This is a genomic window from Pseudomonas sp. DR 5-09 (assembly GCF_001655595.1).
GTDB classification, from domain to species: Bacteria; Pseudomonadota; Gammaproteobacteria; order Pseudomonadales; family Pseudomonadaceae; genus Aquipseudomonas; species Aquipseudomonas pharyngis.
Window position 1 is genome coordinate 6,274,944 of record NZ_CP011566.1, and the last position, 23,845, is coordinate 6,298,788.

General features: G+C 58.9%; 25 protein-coding genes. 8 read left to right on the forward strand and 17 right to left on the reverse strand.

Going from position 1 to position 23,845, the window contains the following annotated elements; translation table 11 throughout:
* Positions 1-7: 7 nt before the first annotated feature.
* The 12 genes from tssG to tssA form a co-directional block, all read right to left on the reverse strand.
* Positions 8-1,015, reverse strand: a complete 1,008-nt coding sequence (tssG, locus tag PDR5_RS28345) for a type VI secretion system baseplate subunit TssG (RefSeq protein WP_039765146.1) — start codon at positions 1,013-1,015, stop codon at positions 8-10.
* The gene (gene tssF, locus PDR5_RS28350) at positions 979-2,766 is read right to left on the reverse strand and encodes a type VI secretion system baseplate subunit TssF (RefSeq protein ID WP_011336593.1); all 1,788 of its coding nucleotides are present in this window, start codon (positions 2,764-2,766) and stop codon (positions 979-981) included. The genes tssG and tssF overlap by 37 nt, the downstream gene beginning before the upstream one ends.
* Before the next feature lie 27 nt (positions 2,767-2,793).
* The gene (locus PDR5_RS28355) at positions 2,794-3,225 is read right to left on the reverse strand and encodes a hypothetical protein (protein ID WP_064600981.1); all 432 of its coding nucleotides are present in this window, start codon (positions 3,223-3,225) and stop codon (positions 2,794-2,796) included.
* Positions 3,226-3,242: 17 nt separating this feature from the next.
* On the reverse strand, positions 3,243-3,686 hold the full coding sequence (locus PDR5_RS28360; protein WP_064600467.1) for a hypothetical protein: 444 nt from the start codon (positions 3,684-3,686) through the stop codon (positions 3,243-3,245).
* Positions 3,687-3,735: 49 nt separating this feature from the next.
* Complete coding sequence (locus PDR5_RS29790) at positions 3,736-4,149, reverse strand: hypothetical protein (protein WP_064600469.1); 414 nt, start codon at positions 4,147-4,149, stop codon at positions 3,736-3,738.
* A 159-nt stretch (positions 4,150-4,308) separates the two neighbouring features.
* Positions 4,309-4,674 carry a hypothetical protein gene (locus PDR5_RS28370; RefSeq protein ID WP_082934454.1) on the reverse strand — a complete coding sequence of 122 codons (366 nt, stop codon included), beginning with the start codon at positions 4,672-4,674 and terminating at the stop codon, positions 4,309-4,311.
* Complete coding sequence (locus PDR5_RS29945) at positions 4,671-5,351, reverse strand: DUF6695 family protein (protein ID WP_064600471.1); 681 nt, start codon at positions 5,349-5,351, stop codon at positions 4,671-4,673. The genes PDR5_RS28370 and PDR5_RS29945 overlap by 4 nt, the downstream gene beginning before the upstream one ends.
* A gap of 1 nt (position 5,352) precedes the next feature.
* Positions 5,353-5,877: a PAAR domain-containing protein gene (locus tag PDR5_RS28380; RefSeq protein WP_064600473.1), complete on the reverse strand. Its 525-nt coding sequence runs from the start codon at positions 5,875-5,877 to the stop codon at positions 5,353-5,355.
* 11 nt (positions 5,878-5,888) lie between these two features.
* Positions 5,889-6,296 carry a type VI secretion system baseplate subunit TssE gene (gene tssE, locus PDR5_RS28385; protein WP_039765135.1) on the reverse strand — a complete coding sequence of 136 codons (408 nt, stop codon included), beginning with the start codon at positions 6,294-6,296 and terminating at the stop codon, positions 5,889-5,891.
* Between the two features lie 9 nt (positions 6,297-6,305).
* Entirely contained in the window at positions 6,306-7,781 is a 1,476-nt protein-coding gene (gene tssC / locus PDR5_RS28390; protein ID WP_011336600.1) for a type VI secretion system contractile sheath large subunit, read from the reverse strand.
* Positions 7,782-7,809: 28 nt separating this feature from the next.
* Positions 7,810-8,313 (reverse strand): type VI secretion system contractile sheath small subunit, encoded by a 504-nt coding sequence (gene tssB, locus PDR5_RS28395; RefSeq protein ID WP_003229587.1) that lies wholly within the window; start codon positions 8,311-8,313, stop codon positions 7,810-7,812.
* A gap of 32 nt (positions 8,314-8,345) precedes the next feature.
* On the reverse strand, positions 8,346-9,908 hold the full coding sequence (gene tssA / locus PDR5_RS28400; RefSeq protein WP_064600474.1) for a type VI secretion system protein TssA: 1,563 nt from the start codon (positions 9,906-9,908) through the stop codon (positions 8,346-8,348).
* A 715-nt stretch (positions 9,909-10,623) separates the two neighbouring features.
* On the opposite strand from tssA, the gene tssI reads away from it, so the two are divergent.
* From tssI to PDR5_RS30270, 3 genes are all read left to right on the forward strand, one after another.
* Positions 10,624-13,980, forward strand: a complete 3,357-nt coding sequence (tssI, locus tag PDR5_RS28405) for a type VI secretion system tip protein TssI/VgrG (RefSeq protein ID WP_064600476.1) — start codon at positions 10,624-10,626, stop codon at positions 13,978-13,980.
* Positions 13,973-14,644, forward strand: coding sequence for a DUF2931 family protein (locus PDR5_RS28410; protein WP_064600479.1), 672 nt, complete (start codon positions 13,973-13,975; stop codon positions 14,642-14,644). The genes tssI and PDR5_RS28410 overlap by 8 nt, the downstream gene beginning before the upstream one ends.
* A gap of 233 nt (positions 14,645-14,877) precedes the next feature.
* Complete coding sequence (locus PDR5_RS30270; RefSeq protein ID WP_236187597.1) at positions 14,878-15,126, forward strand: hypothetical protein; 249 nt, start codon at positions 14,878-14,880, stop codon at positions 15,124-15,126.
* A 137-nt stretch (positions 15,127-15,263) separates the two neighbouring features.
* Here PDR5_RS30270 and PDR5_RS28420 read toward each other — a convergent pair whose 3' ends face one another.
* From PDR5_RS28420 to PDR5_RS28430, 3 genes are all read right to left on the reverse strand, one after another.
* A complete protein-coding gene (locus PDR5_RS28420) occupies positions 15,264-15,539 on the reverse strand; it encodes an HU family DNA-binding protein (protein WP_003213368.1) in 276 nt (91 codons plus the stop codon).
* Between the two features lie 190 nt (positions 15,540-15,729).
* Positions 15,730-16,878, reverse strand: coding sequence for an NAD(P)/FAD-dependent oxidoreductase (locus PDR5_RS28425; protein ID WP_064600487.1), 1,149 nt, complete (start codon positions 16,876-16,878; stop codon positions 15,730-15,732).
* Between the two features lie 21 nt (positions 16,879-16,899).
* Positions 16,900-17,067 (reverse strand): rubredoxin, encoded by a 168-nt coding sequence (locus tag PDR5_RS28430; protein WP_007954349.1) that lies wholly within the window; start codon positions 17,065-17,067, stop codon positions 16,900-16,902.
* Between the two features lie 199 nt (positions 17,068-17,266).
* Between PDR5_RS28430 and PDR5_RS28435 the strand changes: the two genes are divergently transcribed.
* Positions 17,267-17,818, forward strand: coding sequence for a chorismate--pyruvate lyase family protein (locus tag PDR5_RS28435; protein ID WP_064600489.1), 552 nt, complete (start codon positions 17,267-17,269; stop codon positions 17,816-17,818).
* Positions 17,818-18,708: a 4-hydroxybenzoate octaprenyltransferase gene (gene ubiA, locus PDR5_RS28440; RefSeq protein ID WP_064600491.1), complete on the forward strand. Its 891-nt coding sequence runs from the start codon at positions 17,818-17,820 to the stop codon at positions 18,706-18,708. Before PDR5_RS28435 ends, ubiA begins: the two co-directional genes overlap by 1 nt.
* Positions 18,709-18,771: 63 nt before the next feature.
* Here ubiA and PDR5_RS28445 read toward each other — a convergent pair whose 3' ends face one another.
* Positions 18,772-19,155, reverse strand: a complete 384-nt coding sequence (locus PDR5_RS28445; RefSeq protein WP_064600493.1) for a COG4315 family predicted lipoprotein — start codon at positions 19,153-19,155, stop codon at positions 18,772-18,774.
* A gap of 151 nt (positions 19,156-19,306) precedes the next feature.
* Between PDR5_RS28445 and phoB the strand changes: the two genes are divergently transcribed.
* From phoB to PDR5_RS28460, 3 genes are all read left to right on the forward strand, one after another.
* Positions 19,307-19,996, forward strand: coding sequence for a phosphate regulon transcriptional regulator PhoB (phoB, locus tag PDR5_RS28450; protein ID WP_007896474.1), 690 nt, complete (start codon positions 19,307-19,309; stop codon positions 19,994-19,996).
* Positions 19,997-20,070: 74 nt separating this feature from the next.
* Entirely contained in the window at positions 20,071-21,357 is a 1,287-nt protein-coding gene (gene phoR, locus PDR5_RS28455) for a phosphate regulon sensor histidine kinase PhoR (protein WP_218887987.1), read from the forward strand.
* A 111-nt stretch (positions 21,358-21,468) separates the two neighbouring features.
* Positions 21,469-22,809, forward strand: coding sequence for a hemolysin family protein (locus PDR5_RS28460; RefSeq protein WP_007954342.1), 1,341 nt, complete (start codon positions 21,469-21,471; stop codon positions 22,807-22,809).
* Between the two features lie 6 nt (positions 22,810-22,815).
* Here PDR5_RS28460 and PDR5_RS28465 read toward each other — a convergent pair whose 3' ends face one another.
* A complete protein-coding gene (locus tag PDR5_RS28465) occupies positions 22,816-23,712 on the reverse strand; it encodes a peptidoglycan DD-metalloendopeptidase family protein (protein WP_064600495.1) in 897 nt (298 codons plus the stop codon).
* Between the last annotated feature and the right edge of the window lie 133 nt (positions 23,713-23,845).

Sequence of the window (23,845 nt, forward strand, 5' to 3'; positions counted from 1 at the left end):
CACGTCCTTAATGAATTTTGCTGCCCAGGGTCACCACGCCGTCTGCTTTCTCGCAGCCCAGCCAACTGGTCCACCCCAGGCGACAGTCGTTCTTCTCGCCAATGCGCAGTTCGCGGATTTCTTCCGGGCGCAGCACCAGGCGAATGTCGTAATCGAGCGGGTCACGCAGGGTGAACCGCACCAGCGCGCAGAGCGGCTGGTAACCGAAACCGATGGGCAGGAATTCGTGGAAGCGTTCCCAGTCGAGTTCGGTGATGTGAATGCGGAATTTGCCGCTGCGATCGCGCACGCGTTCGCCCAGCACCAGGTCTTCACCCAGCACGCTGTTGGCGAAGCCGAGGCGGTTGCGCTGTTCTTCGAGGATTTCCACGCGGCGCTCGATGCATTGCTCGATCACCAGGTCTTCGTGCTTGAAGTAGTAACGCAGCACCGCTTCGATCAGCGCCGCCGAGTGCGCCCGCAGACTGAGCAGGCCGAGGTACGGCAGCAGGCGTTTCCAGTTCAGCTCCTTGGCCTTGCGGATCTCGTCGCCGCCGAGGCCGATCAGGGCAAACAGCTGTGACGAGAACGGGTCGACCGCACCGCTCTGGAAGCTCGCGCGATAGCGGTACTTGCGCCAGATCGGCAACATCAGCCGTTGCAGGCGATGGTGGAACAGGTCGAGGAAGTTGCGCGTCGGGTTGCCGTCTTCGCTGTCGCCCAGGGCTTGCTCGCCGTAGAACGCCGGCAGCGGCGAACCGGAACCGACCAGGCCGATCAGGTTGAAGCGCAGGCGCGCGCGCATCTGCCCGTGCTCTTCGAAAAACTCCACGCGATCGACGTCGCTGCGCGGAAATCCGAGGCTCGGGTTGGCCTGGAATTCCAGCTGGTCGTACAAATCGTCTTCGCTCAGGTACGGGTGCGCATCGCGCAGCCGGTCGATCACCAGCAGCACGGCCTGAAACAGCGAGTACTCGCGTATTACCTTCGTCAACCCGCTTAAAGCAGGGGCTGCAGGCCCATACGTGGTGTCCATTGGTACACCTCTCCCTGTGTGCTTTTTACCCGCAGCTCGTGGAATGAATTGAGACTGGCGTAAAGCGCGAAAAACTCGTTGAGAACCGAGGCGAAGACGAACAGGTCGCCCTCACCGATATACCCTTCCGGGTCGATGGTCAGTTCGGTGCGCAAACCGCGTACCGGCAGACCACGGTGCAAGCGGTCCACGTGGTGATGCTTGATGTGCTTGAGGCCGCCCAGCAGACGTTTGCTGACCTTCTCCGCGTGCTGGTCGTAGTAGCGCGGCAGGTCGTAGGTTTCGAGAATCACCTTGAGTGCATTGACGTCGGCCAGCGACAGATAGTTAAGCGACATGTTGCTGATCAGCTTCCACAGGAAGTCACGGTTCAGCGGCGGCGCGAAACTGGAAGTGGCCGGGGTGATGTTGCGGAAACTCAGGAACTCCGGGGTCTCTTCACAGGCCATGCAGATCTGCCCGAGCTTGAGTTTGCGTGGCAGGTTCTGATTGGTGCAGACCAGCTCGATCGACAGGGTTTCATGGGCTTCGGTGTGGCGGATGCCGAAGCTCAGGTAGGTGTCGAGGCCGTCGTGCAACAGCGACGAGCGCTGACGGATGCTGTAATGCGGACGGCTGTTGGGCACGTCGAAGCTCGGGTCGTGCTCGAAGGATTCGAACGGCACGTACTCCTGATAACCGAGGCCGCCGGGCTTCCAGCCGGTCACGGTTTCCACCGAGAACACACCGCAGTTTTCCAGATCGTATTCAGCCGGCAGCAGCAGGTATTCATCCTGTTTGCCGTCGAGGCGGATCGGCAGTGCGTCGTGCTTGAACAGGTTGACGATCGGCGTGCAGAACAGCTTCACGTTATCCAGGGTCGGACGCATGCGCATGATGCCGCTCTTGCGGATGTCGAAACGCAATTCCAGGCCGCGCATCTGCTTGAGGGTGTCTTCCGGCAGCGCCTTGAGGATGTCGAGACCGTGGACATCGACGAACAGGAACTTGTCCTGGAAGGCAAAGTATTCCTGCAGATAGCGATAGCCGCGGAAGGTGTTCAGCGGATACGGGATCAACGCTTCTTCTTCGGCAAAGCCCACCGGTTTGACCCGGTCGCCCGGAATCTTGAACGCCATCGGCTTGCCGCTCACGCCATCGATAGGCTTGCCGGCGCCGTCAAGCGGGATCAGTTCGATGCCGTCGAGATTGCGCAGCAGGCTCAGGTAGAGCATCTGGCTGATGTAGCGCTCGCCGGCAAAGTGCAGGCGCAGTTTGCTCAGCTCCAGCTCGCCGAGGTGGCCGTCGGCACTCATCTCCAAGCGCAGGCTGAGCAGCGAACCGTCACCCTTCACCGAGTAGTTGAGCGCGGCCAGATCCAGGGCCATGACTTCGGTCGGGTAGCAGGTGCGGAAACGGCAACGCACGTCTTCGATCGGCACGCTCTCGATTGGCGTATCACGCTCGACCTTCAGCGCCGGCCCGGAACGCTTGAGCGGGTCGAACTGCAGAATGCTGAACGCCGGCAGCGGGCGCATGTAGTTCGGCCACAGCAGCTGCATCAGGGAATGGCTGAGCTCCGGCAACTCGTCATCGAGCTTCTGGCGCAGCCGCCCGGTCAGAAACGCAAAGCCTTCAAGCAACCGCTCCACATCCGGATCCCGCCCGGCCTGCCCCAGGAACGGCGCCAGCGCCGGACTACGCTCGGCGAAACGGCGGCCCAGTTGGCGCAGTGCGGTGAGTTCGCTTTGGTAGTAGTGGTTAAAGGACACGGGTTACCTGCCTGGTAGTGGAACTCATCAAAAAAATATCCTGTAGAGCGCGACTGTCACACCGGCACACACGTAACCGCCGATCAGGAGGTACGGCACGAGCAGGATCCATCCGTAGGCCATGAAAGCATTGTCGAACGGCCCGACGACCAGGCTGCACAAGCCATAAAGCATCCATGGCACCGCGTAGAAAGGGATGAACTTCAACGGCGCCAACCAGATCATCCGCAGCGCCTGCTGCTCATTGCGGCTCTTCGCGGCCCGCGATACCCACAGCGCAAACAACAACAGTCCGGGCATGCCGAACCACAACAGATACACCCAGTGGGTCTCGGACGAATCGAATGTCGAATAATCGCCAATCCACAGGCCATAGGATGAAAACGCCAGCATGGCCAAGAATGGCGTCCACAAGGCACCCATGAAAAAACTCAGCTGCGCGCGTCTGAGGATGGGCATCTCGTTCGATACACCGATCACGGGCAGGCCCTCATCTTCGAAACCACGACCTGCGAAGCAATCGCAGGCAATGCCTGCCGCATCAACGCGCGCTTTTCCAGGCGCAGCTCAATGACCTGCGTGGCCAGAATCGCCAGCAACGTCACCCCGCCCTGAGCCACGGTGTAGAACAGCGCCCGCAACGGGTTGTCGGGCACCATCATGAATAGAATCCAAGAGACCATCAGCGCGAGCAGGCCGAGTTTTGCCCATAGGTTCTGGAACACAGCAACCAGTGCGTTCACCGCGAAAAAAATATAAATGAACATGTAATGTGCGATGCCGATGCCTACGCCACGGGTGGTGAAGCCGCCGTTGAATGCTTTGTAGGCAACGACCACTGCGTCGTTCAGGAAAACGTACGCAACACATCCAGCGGCATGGAAAGCCAGGTTCATGGCAACGCGGGCGTAGATGTTCATGCCGGCTTCACATTCCCGTACCAAGTACCTGCACCATGAATTGCGACCTTCAATTTTCCAAAACCTTGTAAGGGGTATTGCTAATAAAGAAATCCATCCAGTGCTTTCGTGGATTGGACAATGCCAGCGTGAACTGCTTACTTTTCTTGCTGAGCGCAATGAAGATAACGCCCACCGTTTCTTCATCCTCATCCGCACTCATATCCAACGAAACATCTGAAAACAGAGGAGTACGATAAACACGACCAGGGTCATTTAAGTCTGTGAAACGCAAATAAACTGAATCTCTCGGAGTTAAAATTGAACCCGCAGGAACAGACTCTATAAGATATTGACCAGACGGACTTTTTTTCGAGACATCAGACGCACGAATTAAAACACCATTTACAATGAGAATAACAGCAGCTATCAAACTAGCAAAAAGTGCTGCAGAACCTATGAAAAACTTACGCCACGAGTTCATTTGGAAAGAACCTCAACTGGAGCAACTGACACACTTTCGTACAAGATGCCCAAACAAAAGCGAAAGTCTGCGCCTTTTTTATTTTGATCCCGACAATCACAAGAATTGACATCGGGGACAGTCCCCATTCTCAAATTAAGGAATGCGAATACCGTCATGCTACTTCACCAGTTCCGGGTTCAACTTCAATGCAGTTTCGTCCTGCAGGTAGACATCATCTCCCCCGTCATAACCCATAAAGTCTTCATTCAAAAGTCGGCCTCCGCCCTTCTTGACATGCGTCACCCATCCTTTGGACCAGATATCCCCGCTTTCATGGCGTATTTCAACGTAATAGTTTGGCGGGCTCGACTTGGTAATTTCAAAGAAAGAGCCGCCGTCTTCCGCGCCGCTCCAAAAAGCATTCGGATGGTCTTTCAAAACAGGTCCCTTTCCGTTATCTCGTTCCAGCAAAGCAAAAATTGCCACAATCACGAGACTGCAAATAATAATTAGCGAAATGACTAATTTCTTAAAAAATTTCATTCGTCAATTTCCAGCTTGTCGTCAGCAAAGTTGTAATCGATATCAGTTTCAGACAATTGGAATTGCGCCATATATGCAGTTGGAACAACTGTACGAGACCGGAAAGGAGGAGAAAAACCAACACTCTCCGCCAAGTCAGCAGCGAAAGTTACGCAGTTATGATTCCCTAAATCGTAGGGCTTCCGCGACTTGTCATTATTCTCAGAAAACTTCCCGTCCAACCATGCCAAAGCGCTTGCATAAATGGCGCCTCTAAGCACGACACCTTTGATATTCCCAGATTGGCCGTGAGTTATCGAAATCTGTCTAAGCGTTTTTTTCAATGAGGATTCGGTAATATGCCCGGCCACGATTTTTACGTCCGGAATATTGCCTTTTTGAACACGCCCAGCCGGACCAGGTCCTTTATATCGACCGTATTCATAATATTTAGAAACACCTGTCTTGCCATTAATTAGCAGAACACCTGCATGACCAAGGAAAGGTGCTTTGGGAAACTCGATTTTGACTTTTTGACCAAACCAAGTGTCCTTGTAGTCATCCATTACATGGATTTCGAACTGGGGAAAGACCAAAGGGATGAGAAAGTCGTTATCCGCAGTCAAGTAAACCTGAATCGGTGAAACGTCGGCGGCAGGTGTAGTGGCGACAGTTGCCACTTGGACGGCTTGCGGCATCTCACTCCCCTTTTAGCAGCCAGTTCGGTTTCACCGAGATCTGGACGTTTTGTGATTGTGCTTTTTTGCCCAGTGCTTTCGAAAATCCAGATGCATCGGTCTTACCGTGAACCTCTGTGCCATCTTCGAGCGTGGCGACGTAAGAGACATTTTTGAGTGGCGTTCCAGATGCTTGATCCATCAGTTGAATCCGAACGTCGAAACCAAAAATGGTCAGAGGGATTGGAGGAACAAACGGTGCCGGAGTATGCGAATTCCCGATAATCACCGTCGAAGACCCAGCCGTAACCTTGTTACCGTGGGAGCCCACGGAATCAACCGTGACAGCAGACTTGCCATTGATTTTCACCGTCGTGGCCAAACCGCCGACCATCGCACCACCACACGCGGAGGCATCGCCTTCGCGGGCGGCCGCGAGGCCGTCGAAGAACACGTCGCCGGAACCGGCGGCGATCGGGTTGGTGCCGTGGCCGGGGAGCGGGCAAGCGGTGGGGTCGGATACGCGTGCTGCAGGTTTGCCAGACATCGGGGTTCTCCTTAGTTGACCTTCACTTGACCGCTGCCATCCAGGCGCGCGGAGAAACTGACCTGACGCTTGAAACCCTCGACTTCCAGCAGGCCTTCGATGCTGAAGGCCAGGCGGAGCTGATCGTGGTCACGCGGCAGGGAAATGACACGCACGTTGCTCAGGCGCGGCTCGTAGGCTTCGATGAAGCTTTCGATGGCCAGGCGGGCCTGACTCAGGGAGTCGTGCAGGCTCAGGCGCATGTCATTGAGATCGGGCAACCCGTAGTCGGACAGCGTTTGCACGCTGCCGGCCCGGGTGCTGAGCATTTTGGCCAGATGGGCAGCCACCGACGCCATGGCCGAAGCCTCGAGGCTCCTGCCCTTGCGTAGTTCCGCGTCGCCGTTGAGGCGTTCGAAAAGGCTGCCGTATCCGTCCATGAGTCGCTCTTACTCTTTGTCCAGCTTGCCAACCAGCGACAGGGTGAAATCGGCACCCATGTACTTGAAGTGCGGACGCACGTTCAGGCTGACGCGGTACCAGCCCGGCTCGCCTTCAACGTCGCTGACGATCACTTGCGCAGCGCGCAGCGGACGACGGCCACGTACTTCGGCGCTCGGGTTTTCCTGGTCGGCCACGTACTGGCGGATCCACTTGTTCAGTTCCAGCTCGAGGTCGGTACGTTCTTTCCACGAACCGAGTTGCTCGCGCTGCAGCACTTTGAGGTAGTGAGCCAGGCGGTTGACGATCATCATGTACGGCAGTTGGGTGCCGAGCTTGTAGTTCAGCTCTGCAGCCTTGCCTTCTGCGCTGATGCCGAAGAACTTCGGCTTCTGCACCGAGCTTGCGGAGAAGAACGCCGCGTTGTCGGAGCCTTTACGCATGGTCAGGGAGATGAAGCCTTCCTCGGCCAGTTCGTATTCACGACGGTCGGAAACCAGAACCTCGGTAGGAATCTTGGTTTCGATTTCGCCCATGCTTTCGAAGTGGTGCAGAGGCAGGTCTTCAACCGCGCCGCCGCTCTGTGGGCCGATGATGTTCGGGCACCAGCGGAACTTGGCGAAGCTGTCGGTCAGCTTGGTGCCGAACGCGTAAGCGGTGTTGCCCCACAGGTAATGCTCGTGGCTGTTGGCAACGTTTTCCTTGTACACGAACGATTTGACCGGGTTTTCTTCCGGGTCGTACGGGTTACGCAGCAGGAAACGCGGCACAGTCAGGCCAACGTAGCGGGAGTCTTCCGAAGTACGGAAGCTCTGCCATTTGGCGAATTGCGGGCCTTCGAAGTGATCTTTCAGATCCTTCAGGTCCGGCAGGCCGGTGAAGCTTTCCAGGCCGAAGAATTTCGGGCCGGCGGCGGCGATGAACGGTGCGTGGGACATGCACGCTACGCTGGACACGTACTGCATCAGCTTCACGTCCGGCGAGCTTGGGGACATGTAGTAGTTGGCAATGATCGCGCCAACCGGCTGACCACCGAACTGGCCGTATTCAGCGGTGTAGATGTGCTTGTACAGGCCCGACTGCATGACTTCCGGCGAGTCTTCGAAATCGTCCAGCAGGTCTTCTTTGGAGACGTTGAGGATTTCGATCTTGATGTTTTCGCGGAAGTTGGTGCGGTCGACCAGCAGTTGCAGGCCACGCCACGACGATTCCAGGGCCTGGAAGTCCGGGTGGTGCAGGATTTCGTCCATCTGACGGCTGAGCTTGGCATCGATCTCGGCGATCATGCGGTCAACCATGGCTTTCTTGACCGGCTCACCGTTGTTCTGCGGCTTGAGCAGCTCTTCGATGAACGCCGACACACCGCGTTTGGCGATGTCGTAGGCTTCGTCGTCCGGCGTCAGGCGGGTTTCGGCGATGATGCTGTCGAGGATGCTGTATTCGCCGTTTTCTGCGGCGTTCTGTTGTGCTGCGCTAGTGCTCATTGTGTTGGCTTCCTTGGCTGCTGGAGTCTCAAGCGTCCGGAGCTGCGGCGTTCAGGCCCAGCTCACCGAGTACGCGACCGCGGGATTCATCGTCGGCGAGCACGCCTTCGATGGCTTTACGGAACGCAGGTGCGTTACCCAGCGGGCCTTTGAGGGCCACCAGCGCGTCGCGCAGTTCCATCAGTTTTTTCAGCTCGGGCACTTGCTCGACCAGACTGGCCGGGTTGAAGTCCTTCATGGAGTTGACGCGCAGTTGCACAGCCAGCTCGTCGGCCTCGCCATCTTCCTGCAGACGGTTCGGCACGCTCAGCGTCAGACCCAGCTCTTGCTTGGCCAGCACTTCGTCGAAGGTCATCTTGTCGATGCTGATCGGCTTGCGATCCTCGATCTTGCGATCGTCCTTGCGGTGGGTGTAGTCACCGATTGCCAGCAGCTTCAGCGGCAGTTCAATCTCTTCCTGAGCACCGCCGGTGGCGGGTTTGAAGGTGACGTTGATGCGTTCCTTGGGGGCTACCGAGCCTTCTTTGGCCATGGCTTTTCTCCTTGCGGTTGTGGCCCTGGGGCCTATTCGAGTACCACTTCGAGGTCGAGGTGGCACAGCCTGCGATAAATCTCTTCCTTGCGTTCACGTACGGCATGGTTCTGCGGTAACAACTCGCAGCAACTGTGCAGCAGGTGCAGCACTTCCAATGCAAGATCGGGCTCCCAGGCGTGCAGACCTGAGTCCTGTAATGTCTGATCGAGGGTTTCGAGCTGGTTCTTGGCCAGCTCGTATTTCTTGGCCAGGAAACACAGCCGCGCGAGGGCGAACTGCCAGAAGAAGCGTTCGCGGCCGCCGTGCGCCGATTGCAGGCCCTGCTTGAGGAGCTGAACTGCGGGCTTGAGGCCTTCCTTGCGCAGGATCGGCTGGACTTCTTCGAGGGCCTTTTCCCAGGCCGGCTGGGTTTCGGCGTTCTCGGTCTCGACCTTGCGCGGCGCGCTGGCGCTTTGCAGGTGCGGCATGACGTTGCCGGCGATCCACGCCCGGGTGGACGGATCGGCGAACGGCGCGCCGTCATGGAAACGCAGCTCGATGATGCCGGGCAGGCGTTGAATCAAAAGCGCGAAGTGGATTTCCACTTCGCGCATGGCCAGCTCGGCGTTGAGGTTCTGGAGACATTCCCAGACCATCCTCTGGCCATCGAACCAGAACGGCGCCTTCGCCAGGCTCGCCTCCAGTTCCACCAGCAGGTCGGCGTATTTGCCCTGATCGAAACGGTCCTGATACTGCTTGAGCTTGTCCACCGGCAACCCGCGCAGCACGGTGATCTGCTCGGCGTTGCGCTCGGGCACCGCGTCGATCGTCATCCACAGCAAGGTGCGGTTGAGGCGCAGGGCGCGCAGGTCGGTGGCTTTCTGCTTGAGCCACCAGGCGCACAGCGGGCGGGCGCTTTCCTGCTGGGCGCGCAGGGCCTTGTGGGCTTCTTTCTCGTTGTCGATCGGCGCGCCGGGCGCCAGCAACTGGCTGGCGGCCTGCTTGACCTGCGCCACCGCCGCCCCCACCACACCGGGTGCCGGCTGGTTGTCGGCGGCGCGCTGGATCATGGTTTTCAGGCGGCGGGAGAGCGGCAGCAGCAGCGGCGCATCATCGCCCAAATGCTCGGTGCAGGCGGCGTCGAGACCGGACAGATGCTCGGACAACTGCCGGAACATCGGCAGCTGTTCCTTGATCGCGATATTTTCGGTGATCACCTGCTCAAGACGCGGCACCAGCCAGCCGATGGCGGCGGCCCGGGTGCGGGGTTTGAGCGGGTGAATCTCGGCCCAGTGGTTTTCCGACAAATGGTGCAGAAAACCGAGGCCGGCCAGCAGGCCGGGGAAGGATTCACGCTGGTACAGCGACCAGGTCAGCCAGGCGCCGACACGCAAATCCTTGGATTGGGTACGCAGGAGGTTTTCGCTGTTTTCGCGAATTTTCAGCCAGTCGATCTGCCCGCTTTCGTGCATCGACGAGGCTTTGGCCAGCTCGCTTTCCAGGGCCTCGAATTCGCTCGAGAAACGAACGTCTTCGCCCGCAAAATTCTCTTTGGAAACAGAGACTTTAGCGAGTTCGAGGTAATGGGCGGAAAGTTTGCTTGAGTAGGACATCCATGGCCTTTATCAGGATTACGGTCGTGCGCCTATTGGAGTTGCAGCGGCGCGGGACAGTATCGAAGAGCAGTCGGAAGACTCATCCAATTGAGTGTTTGCTCTTTCAAGTGCGCGCATCGTAATCACTATGATGGCCACTAGCAAGCATCTGATTAAACAACAAGACGAACTGTTCATTGGGCGCTGTAGGAGATCGCCCTATATGTGACAGGGGTTTCCCTGATGTCCCTTTATATTTCACTTTTAAGCCTATCCCTTCCGAAAGCATTGGACCAGAGCGGCCGGCGCGCGGCATCGAGAACATCTGCACGCTCGTTCCACAAGTAAGCGGCGAAAGCATGACAAACCCCGAAAAAATTTGAAGTAGGACGCTTCCGAAAATACACCGCCATTTATTAACAAATGACTGGCGACAACAGACAACATTAAAAGTGCCATCAATTTGATGGCATTTATATGTTTAAGAGTCCTGGATCCTTGCCTGCATAAGACTATTACGCAGGATTCCAATCATTCGCCGTCACTTTCTCACAGCCATTTCCCACAATTTCTACGTTGTTTTACAACCCGGAAAGCTCCGACTTAAACAAGCGATCCTTCTTACATAAATCTGTTTAACGCCTTGTTAGCGTGCCGGCCAATGTTCGCGTGCGCTGACCAGGGAGGGTTTCGACATCACGCCGTCTTCCCCTCTCTGCTTAAGGACAAGCGTATGCCTGGAGCTGTCAGTTCTGCGCACTTTGCGCTGCAGATTCCTGCCGTTCGCAACGATTTCAAGGTGCTGGCCTTCGAAGGCACAGAGACCGTCAGTACCCTTTATGCCCTCCACGTCGAACTGGTCAGTGAAGACCCCGACTTCGATATGGAAGGCCTGCTCAGTCAGCCTGCCTTCCTGCAGTTCGGCCTCAACGGCGAAGGTATTCACGGGCGCATCGAAGATGTGTTGGCGGGTGAGTCGGAAAAACGCCTGACCCGCTATCGCCTGACACTGGTGCCGAACCTCCACTATTTGCAGTTCAGTCACGATCAACGGATTTACCAGGAGCAGACTGTCCCGCAGATCATCACGCAAACGCTCAAACGACATGGCATCCTCGCCGATGCGTTCACCTTTCATGTCCAGCCCCTCGCGGCACGGGAGTACTGCACCCAATACGGCGAAAGTGATTTCGAGTTCATTCAGCGCTTGTGTGCCGAGGAGGGCATCGCCTGGCATCACCAGCACTCCGCGCAAGGCCATTTGCTGGTGTTCACCGATGACGCGGTGTTCCTCCCGACTTTGCGCGCCACACCCTATCGCCGGGATAGCGGGATGGTCCCGGAATATACGGTGGTCAGCAGGTTTTCCGTGCGCGCCGCCGCTCGGACAAGCCGGGTCACGCGACGCGACTATGACCTGAGGCGACCGACGCTTTTACTCGAAAGCCGCTTCAGCGCCGGATTCACGCCGACGCTTGAGGACTACCGATACCCGCTGCTGCTGGAGAACGAAAAGCGCGGCAAGCAGCTGGCCCGTCAGGCTCTGGAACGCCATCGCGCCGACTATGAAATGGCCGAGGGTCAAAGCAACCAACCGACCCTGCGCTGTGGCCATCTGCTTGAACTGACCGAACACCCTCGTCAGAAATACAACGGTCTGTGGCTGCTGCTCGGTGTCACCCACACCGGACGGCAGCCGCAAGTTCTGGAGGAGTCGGCCAGCAGCGAAACTCAATCGGCGGACGGTTTTACCCAAGGCTATCGCAACACCTTCCGCGCGATTCCTGCCGAAGTAGTGTTCCGCCCGCCACTGCCCGCACGCCGGTCACCGCTGGTCAGCCAGACCGCTCGAGTAACCGGCCCCAAAGGGGAAGAGATCTACTGCGATGAGTTCGGCCGCGTAAAAGTCGAATTCCACTGGGACCGCGCCGAATTCAACAGTGAGCGCAGCAGTTGCTGGGTGCGGGTGGCGTCGAGCTGGGCCGGTAACGGTTTCGGTGCCGTCATCCTCCCCCGCATCGGGATGGAAGTGGTGGTGACCTTCGAGGAAGGTGATCCCGACAAGCCGCTGATTACCGGCTGCGTGATCAACAAGATAACCCCCGCGCCGTACAAGCTTCCCGAGCACAAGACCCGAACCGTGCTGCGCAGTCGCAGCTCGCCTGACACGGGTGGCTACAACGAACTGACGCTTGAAGATCGCGCCGGTCAGGAACTGGTTTACCTGCGCGCCCAGCGCGACATGGAGCGGCAGGTTCTCCATGACAGCCGGCTGGCGGTCGGGCGCGATCGTTGGGAAAGCATCCAGGGCAGCAGCCAGACAACGGCCGGAAAAATCATCACCGTCGAGGCGGGCCAGCAGGTGCAGATCAAGGCCGGCGCCAGCGTGGTGCTGGATGCCGGCGCCAGCATCACGCTGAAGGCGGGCGGTCACCACATCGTGATCGACAGCGACGGGATCTTCAGCAGTACCGAGATGGTGGCGAGTGGAAAGACGTCCGCCAGCGGAGCCGTTGATCATCCAGAAGCCACAATGGCGGGTGCCTTGGCCGCAGGACCAGCAACTGCTTCCACTCAAGCAGCGGAGGAAGGAGAACTCGAAGAAGAGGAGGAAGAGGTCGAACTGGAGGATGAAACGCCTGCCGGAATTACTTTGCGGATTGGCGTGTTTTTCGATGGGACGGGGAACAACAAGGCCAACAGCGAAACGGTCGCGGCTTGCTATGCGCCAGATGCCAATCTGGCTGAGGCTGCCGAAGAGATTCAGAAGCACTGCGCCACTTATGGCTATGACGGAAATGGCAACTCGCCGGATAACAGTTATGGAAACGATGTGAGCAACATTGTGCGGTTGCATGAACTGTATACGGACCATGCCTTCGAGGTATTAGCGGAGAACACGAAACAGGCCTCCCTGCGCGTATACATCGAAGGCATCGGTACAACCGCTGATGGAGGCGATTCACTTTACGCACAGGCAACCGGCCGAGGCGAAACCGGTGTCCTGGCTCGTGTGGAGCAGAGCCCTGAAAAAATCATGGACCAAATGCGAACACTGATTAAAAAAAACCCCAATGCGCTAATAGAAAGAATCGAGTTCGATATTTTCGGTTTCAGTCGCGGCGCCGCCGCTGCACGGCACTTCGCGAACGAGGTACTCAAGGGCAAGCGCAGCATTCTCGCAAAGGCGCTGCCAGCGGGCTCTCCGTTCTTGGTCAGTGGCTTTGACTGGGATCCACAATCCAGTATAGGCATCAACTTCATTGGTCTGTTTGATACCGTCGCGGCAATCGCCAATCCATGGTTGCTCGACTTCACTGGCGCCAACAGCAGAAATCCGGGACTGAACTTGAAGCTGCCGGAGGGTTGCGCCAACAAAGTGGTGCACCTGGTGGCGCGTGATGAACATCGCGAGAACTTTGCCCTTAACAGCCTGGGTGAGATTGATCTGGTATTACCCGGCGCCCACTCGGATCTGGGAGGTGGTTATCTGCCCAGGGCCGGGGAGAAACTTCTATTGAGCAGTCCGGTCACCAGCACCATCAGCCGAAGCCACGAAGCGACCCGTAGCGCAGCTTACGTCGCTGCCGAAAAGGAGGCATTTACCTGGTATACAAAAGGCGTCATCGAAGATGACGCTCCAGGCAATCAACTGCGGGTTGCACTCTGGGAAACCCCTGTCATTCAACGATTGGAAAGGGGCCGATCCACACCGGATCCCCAGAAGCGGGTTTATGCTGCGGCCATGATTGAGCGCCCGGTACACGGTGAGTTGTCGCTGGTGTATCTACGCATCATGCATGAGCTTGCGGTGAGAGTCAGTGTACCGCTCAAGTTGATTCCCGACAGGCCAGCGCTAAATTTGCCCGTAGAGTTAATACCCATTCACAAAAAACTCCAGGCTTACGCCTTGGGCGAGTCATCTGTTGAAGGACTGACTATCAAAGAACGGGCTCTGTTACGCAGTCGCTATATCCATCTTTCTGCGCACTGGAACGCAGCCAAAGATTTCAACAACAGCGACATGAGCATTGTTTTCATAAACCGACCGACAAAAGACAAACAACGAGTGGTGCACCCCCATGAATAAACTCACTCGGCCCATCAAAAAACACACGGGGTTCGTCCTCGGATTGCTGTTGGTGCTTTGCACTCAAAGTCATGCACAACCGATCACCAAACGGCCCTGGTACCTCGGCTTCGGAGCACCCGCCTACATGGAGGTCTGGATTGAAACGGCCGACGTAGTGGATATCCGTGAACGTGTGTTCAAACGTGCCGGCGCCGGGATTGCCTCGGTAAACACCCCCGCCGACAACAAGGGCAAGCCTGCGGGCTGGCCTGACAGCCCCGGCAGCGGCGCCGGACGTGACGTCACCGGTGCCGATCTTCCCCGCTTGATCTATGTGCGATGGCAATCATTGGCAGAGCCTCAAACCTACGAGGCCTACATTGTTATTCCCGAGTCCGCGCGGGAAATCATGCGCAAACCGGAAAAGGCTTTTTGCAGACTGGATGGCAAATGGATCACAGACTACCGCGACCGCATAGGTATTGGCTTGGCTCCCGGCGGCATTGCCAAGGTCTGGCTGGGAGCGCCTTGTCTCAAGTCTGTCGAGATAACTCGGGTTGAAGGGAGCATCGTCAAGCAGGGGCCGTATCAAGGGAAAAATGGAGGACGCTACGCGCTACCTCTTTCACCCGAGTCCAAAACCTACATCGAAAAATACGGCATTCCCTTCGGGAGCTGGTAAGGCATCACATCCCCTTCAGTCACCTGCCAATCTGCAATCACTGGACAAAGGGATCCATAAGTAACGTTAGGGAGGGTTAAACCATCATGAGCGGCAGACACAATAAACGATCAATATCAGGGTTTGGATGCGCTTTGGTTGTCATGCTAACGCTCACAACCAGCACCTCTGCTCGTGCTGAGGGCTGCATCGGATTTGGATGCCTATTGAACGGTGGCCCCTTGGAGTTCTCGATGCTGACCGGGATCGGGTTGCTATTCACAACGGTTGGACCGTTCATTTCAACTTCAGACGCCAGTTCGGACGGCCCCTCGAAACATTACACCCAAGCCTTGATAGACGATGCAGCTGCGCATCTGGCGACGGAGGGCGAATACGAAAGTCCCATTCTCGAGTCCGAGTGGCGTAAATACCTGAAATCTTATGGACACCAGCCAAGCAAGAACGAGTTCGCCAGAATGGTGCTGGCCACCTACGGGTAACCGGCTAGACGAATCCCATAACGATCCACCAAGACCAGCTCGGCTCGCCATCAGCCAAAAAAATGGGCATCCGACCGCAATCGGTATGCCCATTTTTTATTACGGTGTTCCCCCGCTGTTCAGGGAGTGCGCCGCGATTATGGATTGACGCTGTCTTTCAACGATTTGCCTGGCTTGAACGCAACGGTGTTGCTGGCCTTGATCTTCACCGGTTCACCGGTCTGCGGGTTTTTGCCGGTGCGGGCACCGCGGTGGCGTTGCAGGAAGGTGCCGAAGCCCACCAGCGTGACGCTGTCCTTGCGGTGCAGGGCGCCGGTGATTTCTTCGAGAACGGCGTTGAGAACGCGGTTGGCCTGCTCTTTGGTCAGATCCGCTTTTTCAGCGATTGCAGCGGCGAGTTCTGGTTTACGCATTAGTGAAGCCCCTTTGACGGTTTTTTGTTGTTATGTCCGTGCTGTTCTCGTTGGAACAGCGCCCAAGGCGCCGCAGGCTCTACTCTGCGGCAGACGGGAGTGAGGATGGCACGCGGTTAAGGGCGGCGCCAGTCTCCCCGCGACCTTTGTGGGGGCAAAAGCGGGGTGATTCCGACAGAACGACCGGTATTTACGCCAGCAAGGCCGGAAGCTGTTTGTTCAGCGCAAGTTTTTCCATCACCGTCGTGCCGGTCAGGGCATAACCGAGCAGTTGCCCTTCGGCGTCATGACACAGCACCTTGACGTCGGCGCCCTGCCCTTCGACCGTCCAGACGCCTTCGCGGCCCCGTGGCGGCGGGGAAACCACCAGTGGGCAAACCGGGGTTTTCACGGTGATCGGCATCGGTCCGTAGTTCACCACGGTCGGGTTGCCGGCCAGGGTCTGTGCCAGCGCTCGCGCGCAACTCATGAGGGGCATGACGTACAGAAGATTCAGCCCGTCGACCTCGGCGCAGTCGCCCAAAGCGTAAATGTTGGCGTGCGAGGTTTGCAGATGACGGTCGACCACCACGCCGCGATTGGTCTGGATGCCGGCGGCCGCCGCCAGATCGATCCGCGGGCGCAGGCCGATGGCCGAGACCACCACATCGCACGGGACAACCTGACCGTCGGACAGGTGCGCTTCCAGCCCATCAGCGACTTTTTGCAGGCGGGTCAGCACCGGGCCGAGGTGGAAACGTGCACCGAGGCTTTCCAGCCCGGCCTGCACCGCAGCCGCCGCAGCGGGATGCAGCAGGGTCGGCATCACCTGCTCGCACGGTGCAACCAGTTGCACCTCGTAGCCACCCAGAATCAGGTCGTTGGCGAACTCGCAGCCGATCAGCCCGGCACCGAGCAACAGCACCCGACGCTTGCCGGCGGCCGCCGCGCGAAAGCGCGCGTAGTCTTCGAGATCGTTGATCGGGAACACCAGATCCCCGCCGTCGCCTTCGATCGGCACACGCACGGTTTCCGCGCCCCAGGCGAGGATCAAGTCGCGATAGCTCACCGCTTCCTCACCGATCCACAGCCGCTTGTGGCCCGGATCGATGCCGCTGATGCGGGTATGGGTGCGGATCTCGGCCTTCAACTGCTCGGCCATCGCGCCCGGCTCGGCCATGCTCAAGCCGTCGGCGTCCTTGTGCTTGCCGAAGCAGGTTGAAAGCATCGGCTTGGAGTAGGAGCGACCGTCATCGGCGGTAATCAGCAGCAACGGGGTTTCGCCATCGAGTTTGCGAAACTCGCGGGCCAGGTTGTAACCCGCAAGCCCAGTGCCAATGATGACGACAGGTGCGCTCATGCCCTACTCCTCAGTGTTTTCTCAGTTGATTTCGATCATTTCGAAGTCCATCTTGCCGACGCCGCAGTCCGGGCACAGCCAGTCTTCCGGCACGTCCTGCCACAGGGTGCCCGGCGCAATGCCGTCATCCGGCCAGCCGTCGGCTTCGTTGTAGATCAGGCCGCAGACCACACATTGCCACTTTTTCATTCAGGTACTTCCTCAGGGTTCAGGCTTTAGCCGGCGCGGACGGTCGATGGTGCAGCGCTGCCGTCCGGCTCAGGGCGTTTTGTACTGATCGTGCCGGGCAGATGCAAGCCTGTTCGGCGCAGCGGCGACCCGGATCAATCAAACTCGCGGCTCGCCATGGTAAGCTCGCCGCCTCATTTGCTGCCAATAATGACTCATTGTGCAACACACAAACGCTCCGCTGTGGCGCCCGCAAAGCGAACTGACACCCCTCCCCGACACATCCACGCTTGACTGGCTGTTCGATGAAGGCTCCCTGACCCGCCGGCTGACGCGCCTGTCCGATGACGGCTTCAGCGTGACGCCGCTGTTCGAAGGCTGGCAGACCCTGCGCGACGACGAATGCGCCGCGCTGGACCTGGACGAAGGCAGCGAGGGCTGGGTGCGCGAGGTGTATCTGCGCGGGCATGGCGAGGCCTGGGTGTTCGCCCGCAGCGTGGCTTCGCGCAGTGCCTTGCAGGGCGACGGCTTGCACATGGATGAACTGGGCAGCCGCTCGCTGGGCGAACTGCTGTTTTGCGATCACGCCTTCCAGCGCCGCGCCATCGAAGTCTGCCATTACCCGGAACACTGGCTGCCCGAAGGTTTCCGGGCTGCCGGCCTGTGGGGACGGCGCTCGCGGTTCGACCGTGGCGCCTTGAGCGTCCTGGTGGCGGAGATTTTCCTGCCTGCGCTGTGGGAAGCCGTCCGCGCCCGTCCGGAGAACTGCTGATGTACCAAAGCCTGCTCAAATCCCTGAATCGCTTGAACCCGCGCGCCTGGGACTTCATCCAGCTGACGCGGATGGACAAGCCGATCGGCATTTACCTGCTGCTGTGGCCGACGCTCTGGGCCCTGTGGATTGCCGGTAAAGGCTCGCCATCGCTGGCCAATATCGTGATTTTCGTCCTCGGCGTGATCCTGACCCGCGCTGGGGGTTGCGTGATCAATGACTGGGCCGACCGCAAGGTCGACGGCCACGTCAAACGCACTGCGCAGCGACCCATTGCTGCCGGCAGGATCAGCTCGAAAGAAGCGCTGGTGTTCTTCGCGCTGCTGATGGGAGTGAGTTTCCTGCTGGTGCTGTGCACCAACGCCGCGACCATCTGGCTGTCGCTGGGCGGTCTGGCGCTGGCGTTCACTTATCCGTTCATGAAGCGCTACACCTACTACCCGCAAGTGGTGCTGGGCGCGGCGTTTTCCTGGGGCATGCCGATGGCGTTCACCGCCGAAACCGGTGAGCTGCCGGCAACCGCCTGGCTGCTGTGGATCGCCAATCTGCTGTGGACGGTGGGCTACGACACTTATTACGCGATGACCGACCGCGACGATGACCTGAAGATCGGCGTGAAATCCACGGCGATCCTGTTCGGCGATGCAGACCGGGTGATCATCCTGACCTTGCAGGCGCTGTCGCTGGGCTGTCTGGTGCTGGCGGGGTCGAAATTCGAGCTGGGAATCTGGTTCCACCTCGGCCTGCTGGTAGCCGCCGGGTGCTACGCCTGGGAATTCTGGTACACCCGCGACCGGGACCGGATGCGTTGCTTCAAGGCGTTCCTGCACAACCATTGGGCCGGTTTGGCGATTTTCGTAGGGATCGTGCTGGATTACGCGTTGCGCTGATCTCAAGAAATCGCGGCCCGAGGCAATGCCTGCGGGCCGCGATCCTGATTCACTGCCAATGAATTACTTGTGCTCGTGAACCACGTGCCACACGTCCTTCATGCCATCGCCCTTCATTTCTCCGGGCTTCTCGTCCTTCACGAAGGTGTACAGCGGCTTGCCGTCGTAGGCGTACTGCATCATGCCGTCATCGCGTTTGATGACTGTCCATTTACCTTCAGCCTTGGCATCCGCCGGCGCCATCAACGGCGGCCAGTTCTTGGCGCAATCGTCGTTGCACATCGACTTGCCGCCACTGTCCTTGTCGAACGTGTAAAGCGTCATGCCCTTGTGGTCGACCATCATTCCGTCTTTCATCATGGCCGGCTCGGCCGCCATCGCCAGTCCGGGCAGAGTCAGGGCGGCAGCCATCAGCAAAGCCTTAAAGGAAGCAGTCATTTGAGTCATGGAAACCTTCTCTTGTGGTTGTCAGGATTCGGACTTAGAGCTTAGTTCAGGATTCGCACAATCGCCGCCGGACTAAAATACTGTCACACGACTGCAATAATTCCGTTATCTAATGCGGCGCAAGACAGTTAAATGACAAGAGGATTAAGGCATGGTTGGCAGGAGCATTCTGATCGTCGACGACGAAGCGCCCATTCGCGAAATGATCGCCGTTGCGTTGGAAATGGCCGGCTATGACTGCCTCGAGGCAGAGAACTCGCAGCAGGCCCACGCCATCATCGTCGACCGCAAGCCGGACCTGATCCTGCTCGACTGGATGCTGCCCGGCACTTCCGGCATCGAGCTGGCCCGCCGTCTCAAGCGTGATGAGCTGACCGGGGACATCCCGATCATCATGCTCACTGCCAAGGGCGAAGAGGACAACAAGATCCAGGGCCTGGAAGTAGGCGCCGACGACTACATCACCAAACCGTTTTCCCCCCGCGAACTGGTGGCACGCCTCAAGGCCGTGCTGCGTCGCGCCGGCCCGACCGATGGCGAAGCGCCGATCGAAGTCGGCGGCCTGCTGCTCGACCCGATCAGCCACCGCGTGACCATCGACGGCAAACCTGCCGAGATGGGCCCGACCGAATACCGTCTGCTGCAATTCTTCATGACCCACCAGGAGCGCGCCTACACCCGTGGCCAGTTGCTGGATCAGGTCTGGGGCGGCAACGTCTATGTTGAAGAGCGCACCGTCGACGTGCACATCCGGCGCCTGCGCAAGGCCCTCGGCGATGCCTACGAAAATCTGGTACAAACCGTGCGCGGCACCGGCTACCGGTTCTCCACCAAAGCCTGAGCCGAGCGTCAGCCCCGTAGACAAGGACCGCATTTTCCGTGAACCAAAACTGGCATGGCACCCTGATTCGCCACATGCTGTTGCTGGTCACCGGCTGCCTGGTGATCGGCCTGATCACCGGCTACTACGGCTGGAGTCTGGCGGCGGGCCTGGGCCTGTACCTGGCCTGGACGCTCAAGCAACTGCTGCGCCTGCACGAATGGCTGCGCCTGCACCAACCCGATGAAGCACCGCCCGACGGCTACGGCCTGTGGGGCGAGGTGTTCGACAGCATCTACCACCTGCAACGCCGCGACCAACGAGTGCGCGGACGCCTGCAAGCGGTGATCGACCGCGTTCAGGAGTCCACCGCCGCGCTGAAAGACGCGGTGATCATGCTCGACAGCGACGGCAACCTGGAATGGTGGAACCGCGCCGCCGAAACCCTGCTCGGCCTCAAGACCCCGCAGGACAGCGGCCAGCCGGTGACCAACCTCGTCCGGCATCCGCGTTTCAAGGAATACTTCGAGCAGGAAAGCTACGCCGAACCGCTGGAAATCCCCTCACCGACCAATGATCGCGTACGCATCCAGCTGTACCTCACGCGCTACGGCAACAACGAACACTTGATGCTGGTGCGCGACGTCACGCGCATCCATCAGTTGGAACAGATGCGCAAGGACTTCATCGCCAACGTCTCCCACGAGCTGCGCACCCCGCTGACGGTGATCTGCGGCTACCTGGAAACCCTGCTCGACAACGTCGAGGAAGTGAACCCGCGCTGGAGCCGCGCCCTGCAGCAGATGCAGCAACAGGGCGGGCGTATGCAAACCCTGCTCAACGACCTGCTGTTGCTGGCCAAGCTGGAAGCCACCGATTACCCGTCGGACAACCAGCCGGTGCACATCGACACCCTGCTGCAGTCGATCAAGAGCGATGCGCAGCAGTTGTCAGGCTCAAAGAATCAGCGCATCACCCTGGAAGCCGATACCAGCATCCTGCTCAAGGGCAGCGAGGCGGAACTGCGCAGTGCGTTTTCCAACCTGGTGTTCAACGCCGTCAAATACACCCCGGCCGAAGGCAATATCCGCATCCGCTGGTGGGGCGACGATCAGGGCGCGCACCTGAGCGTGCAGGATTCCGGGATCGGCATCGACAGCAAACACCTGCCGCGCCTGACCGAACGCTTCTACCGCGTCGACTCCAGCCGCAACTCCAACACCGGCGGCACGGGCTTGGGCCTGGCCATCGTCAAACACGTACTGCTGCGCCATCGCGCCCGGATGGAAATCAGCAGCGTGCCCGGTCACGGCAGCACCTTCACCTGCCATTTCGCCCCGGCCCAGGTCGCTCAGGCACGGGTCATCAGCGCCGCTGAGTAATGCCGGACTAGGCAATCGCCAGGTCAGCCGCTACATTGGCTGACTTGCGCCTGCCTTTCAGGTGCGGATTTTTCTTTCTTTCGAATCACACGGAACCCGCAAAACTCCATCATGGACCCTTCCCCTGGCTTGTCCCTCGCAACAATATTCGCCGATTTCGGCATGATTCTTTTCGCTCTGATCCTGGTTCTGCTCAACGGCTTCTTCGTTGCGGCGGAGTTCGCCATGGTCAAACTGCGCTCGACCCGGGTCGAAGCCATTGCTGAGCAGCACGGCTGGCGCGGGCACATCCTGCGCACGGTGCACAGTCAGCTCGATGCTTACCTTTCGGCGTGCCAACTCGGTATCACCCTCGCCTCCCTCGGCCTGGGCTGGGTCGGCGAGCCGGCGTTCGCGCACATTCTCGAACCGCTGCTGAGCGCGGTCGGCGTGCAGTCGGCGGAAGTCGTCAAAGGCATCTCGTTCTTCACTGCGTTCTTCATCATTTCGTACCTGCACATCGTGGTCGGCGAGCTCGCACCCAAATCCTGGGCGATCCGCAAACCCGAGCTGCTGTCGCTGTGGACGGCGGTGCCGCTGTACCTGTTCTACTGGGCCATGTACCCGGCGATCTACCTGCTCAACGCCAGCGCCAACACCATCCTGCGTATCGCGGGGCAAGGTGAGCCCGGCCCGCATCACGAGCACCATTACAGCCGTGAAGAACTGAAACTGATCCTGCACTCTAGCCGTGGTCAGGACCCGAGCGACCAAGGCATGCGCGTGCTGGCCTCGGCGGTGGAAATGGGCGAACTGGAAGTGGTCGACTGGGCCAACTCCCGGGAAGACCTGATCACCCTTGAGTTCAACGCCCCGCTGAAAGAAATCCTGGCGATGTTCCGTCGCCACAAGTTCAGCCGTTATCCGGTGTACGACAGCGAGCGCAAGGAGTTCGTCGGCCTGCTGCACATCAAGGATCTGCTGCTGGAGCTGGCGGCGCTGGATCACATTCCCGAGTCGTTCAACCTCGCCGAACTGACCCGCCCACTGGAGCGCGTGTCGCGGCACATGCCGCTGTCGCAGCTGCTGGAGCAGTTCCGCAAGGGCGGCTCGCACTTCGCTGTGGTCGAAGAGGCGGACGGCAACATCATCGGCTACCTGACCATGGAAGACGTGCTGGAAGTGCTGGTCGGCGACATCCAGGACGAACACCGCAAGGCCGAGCGCGGCATCCTCGCCTACCAGCCGGGCAAGTTGCTGGTGCGGGGCGATACGCCGCTGTTCAAGGTCGAGCGCCTGCTGGGGATCGACCTGGATCACATCGAAGCCGAAACCCTCGCCGGGCTGATCTACGAAACCCTGAAACGGGTGCCGGAAGAGGAAGAAGTGCTGGAAGTCGAAGGCCTGCGGATCATCATCAAGAAGATGAAAGGTCCGAAGATCATTCTGGCCAAGGTGCTGATGCTCGACTGACGGGGTTTACTGCTTGCCCAGCGCAAAGTTGGGCAACGCCCCCAGCGGCTGGTTGAACTGATACGGAATCGACACCAACCCCATCCCGGTATTGCGCTGCACCACGAAGTGCAGGTGCGGGCCGCTGCTGTTGCCGGTGTTGCCGGACAGCGCCAGCGGACTGCCCACCGCCACTCGCTGCCCCTCGCGCACACTCACCGACCCTTGTTTGAGATGCAGGTACACGCCCATCGTGCCGTCGTCGTGCAGGATCCGCACGAAGTTGCCGGACGGATCGGTGCCGCGTCCGTTCTGGGAATTCTCGGTCTTCACCACCACCCCGGCGCGCGCCGCGATGATCGGCGTGCCGACCGGCATGGCGATGTCCATCGCATATTTGTTCTTCGGCCCGAAGTGGCTGTAATCGCCATTGGCGCCCTGACTCAGGCGGAACGGCCCGCCACGCCATGGAAACGGATAGCGATAGCCCTGAGCCGCGCCAGCCGGGTCGCCGAGGGAATACTGGAACATCGGCGTGTACACCAGCGGTTTGCCACCGGATACCGGCGTCAGCAACGCCAGCCGCGTATTGCTGCGCGCCGGTAGCACCCGGCGAATCGTTTGCGCCGGTGCGCCGCGCACGTTGCTCATCCCGGTAAACGCCAGGGCAACCTCGACCGGCGCATACAGGTCGTTGCGCACGAACACCACGTCCGCGCCCTTCTGTTTCTTGATGTCGAGATAGACCTGGCGCTCGAGGCGCTCGACCATCCGATCCTGAAACACGAACACCTGGGAGCCTTTGCTCGGACGGTCGCTGTACGAAACCACTCCGTTGGCATCGGTGGACTTGTAGATCGTCATGGCCACCGTCGAGGTGGAGGCCATGAACAGACCACAGAAAAACAGCAGGCGCAGGGGCATGGGCAAAAGTTCTGTCGAGTAAGGCCTGGGAATGAGCCTAGCAGCTGAAGCAGACCAGGCTAGTCGACAGATGTTTCAAATTGGGCAGTGCGAGAGATGGGTGGTGCTTTTGATGACCCCATCGCCAGCAGGC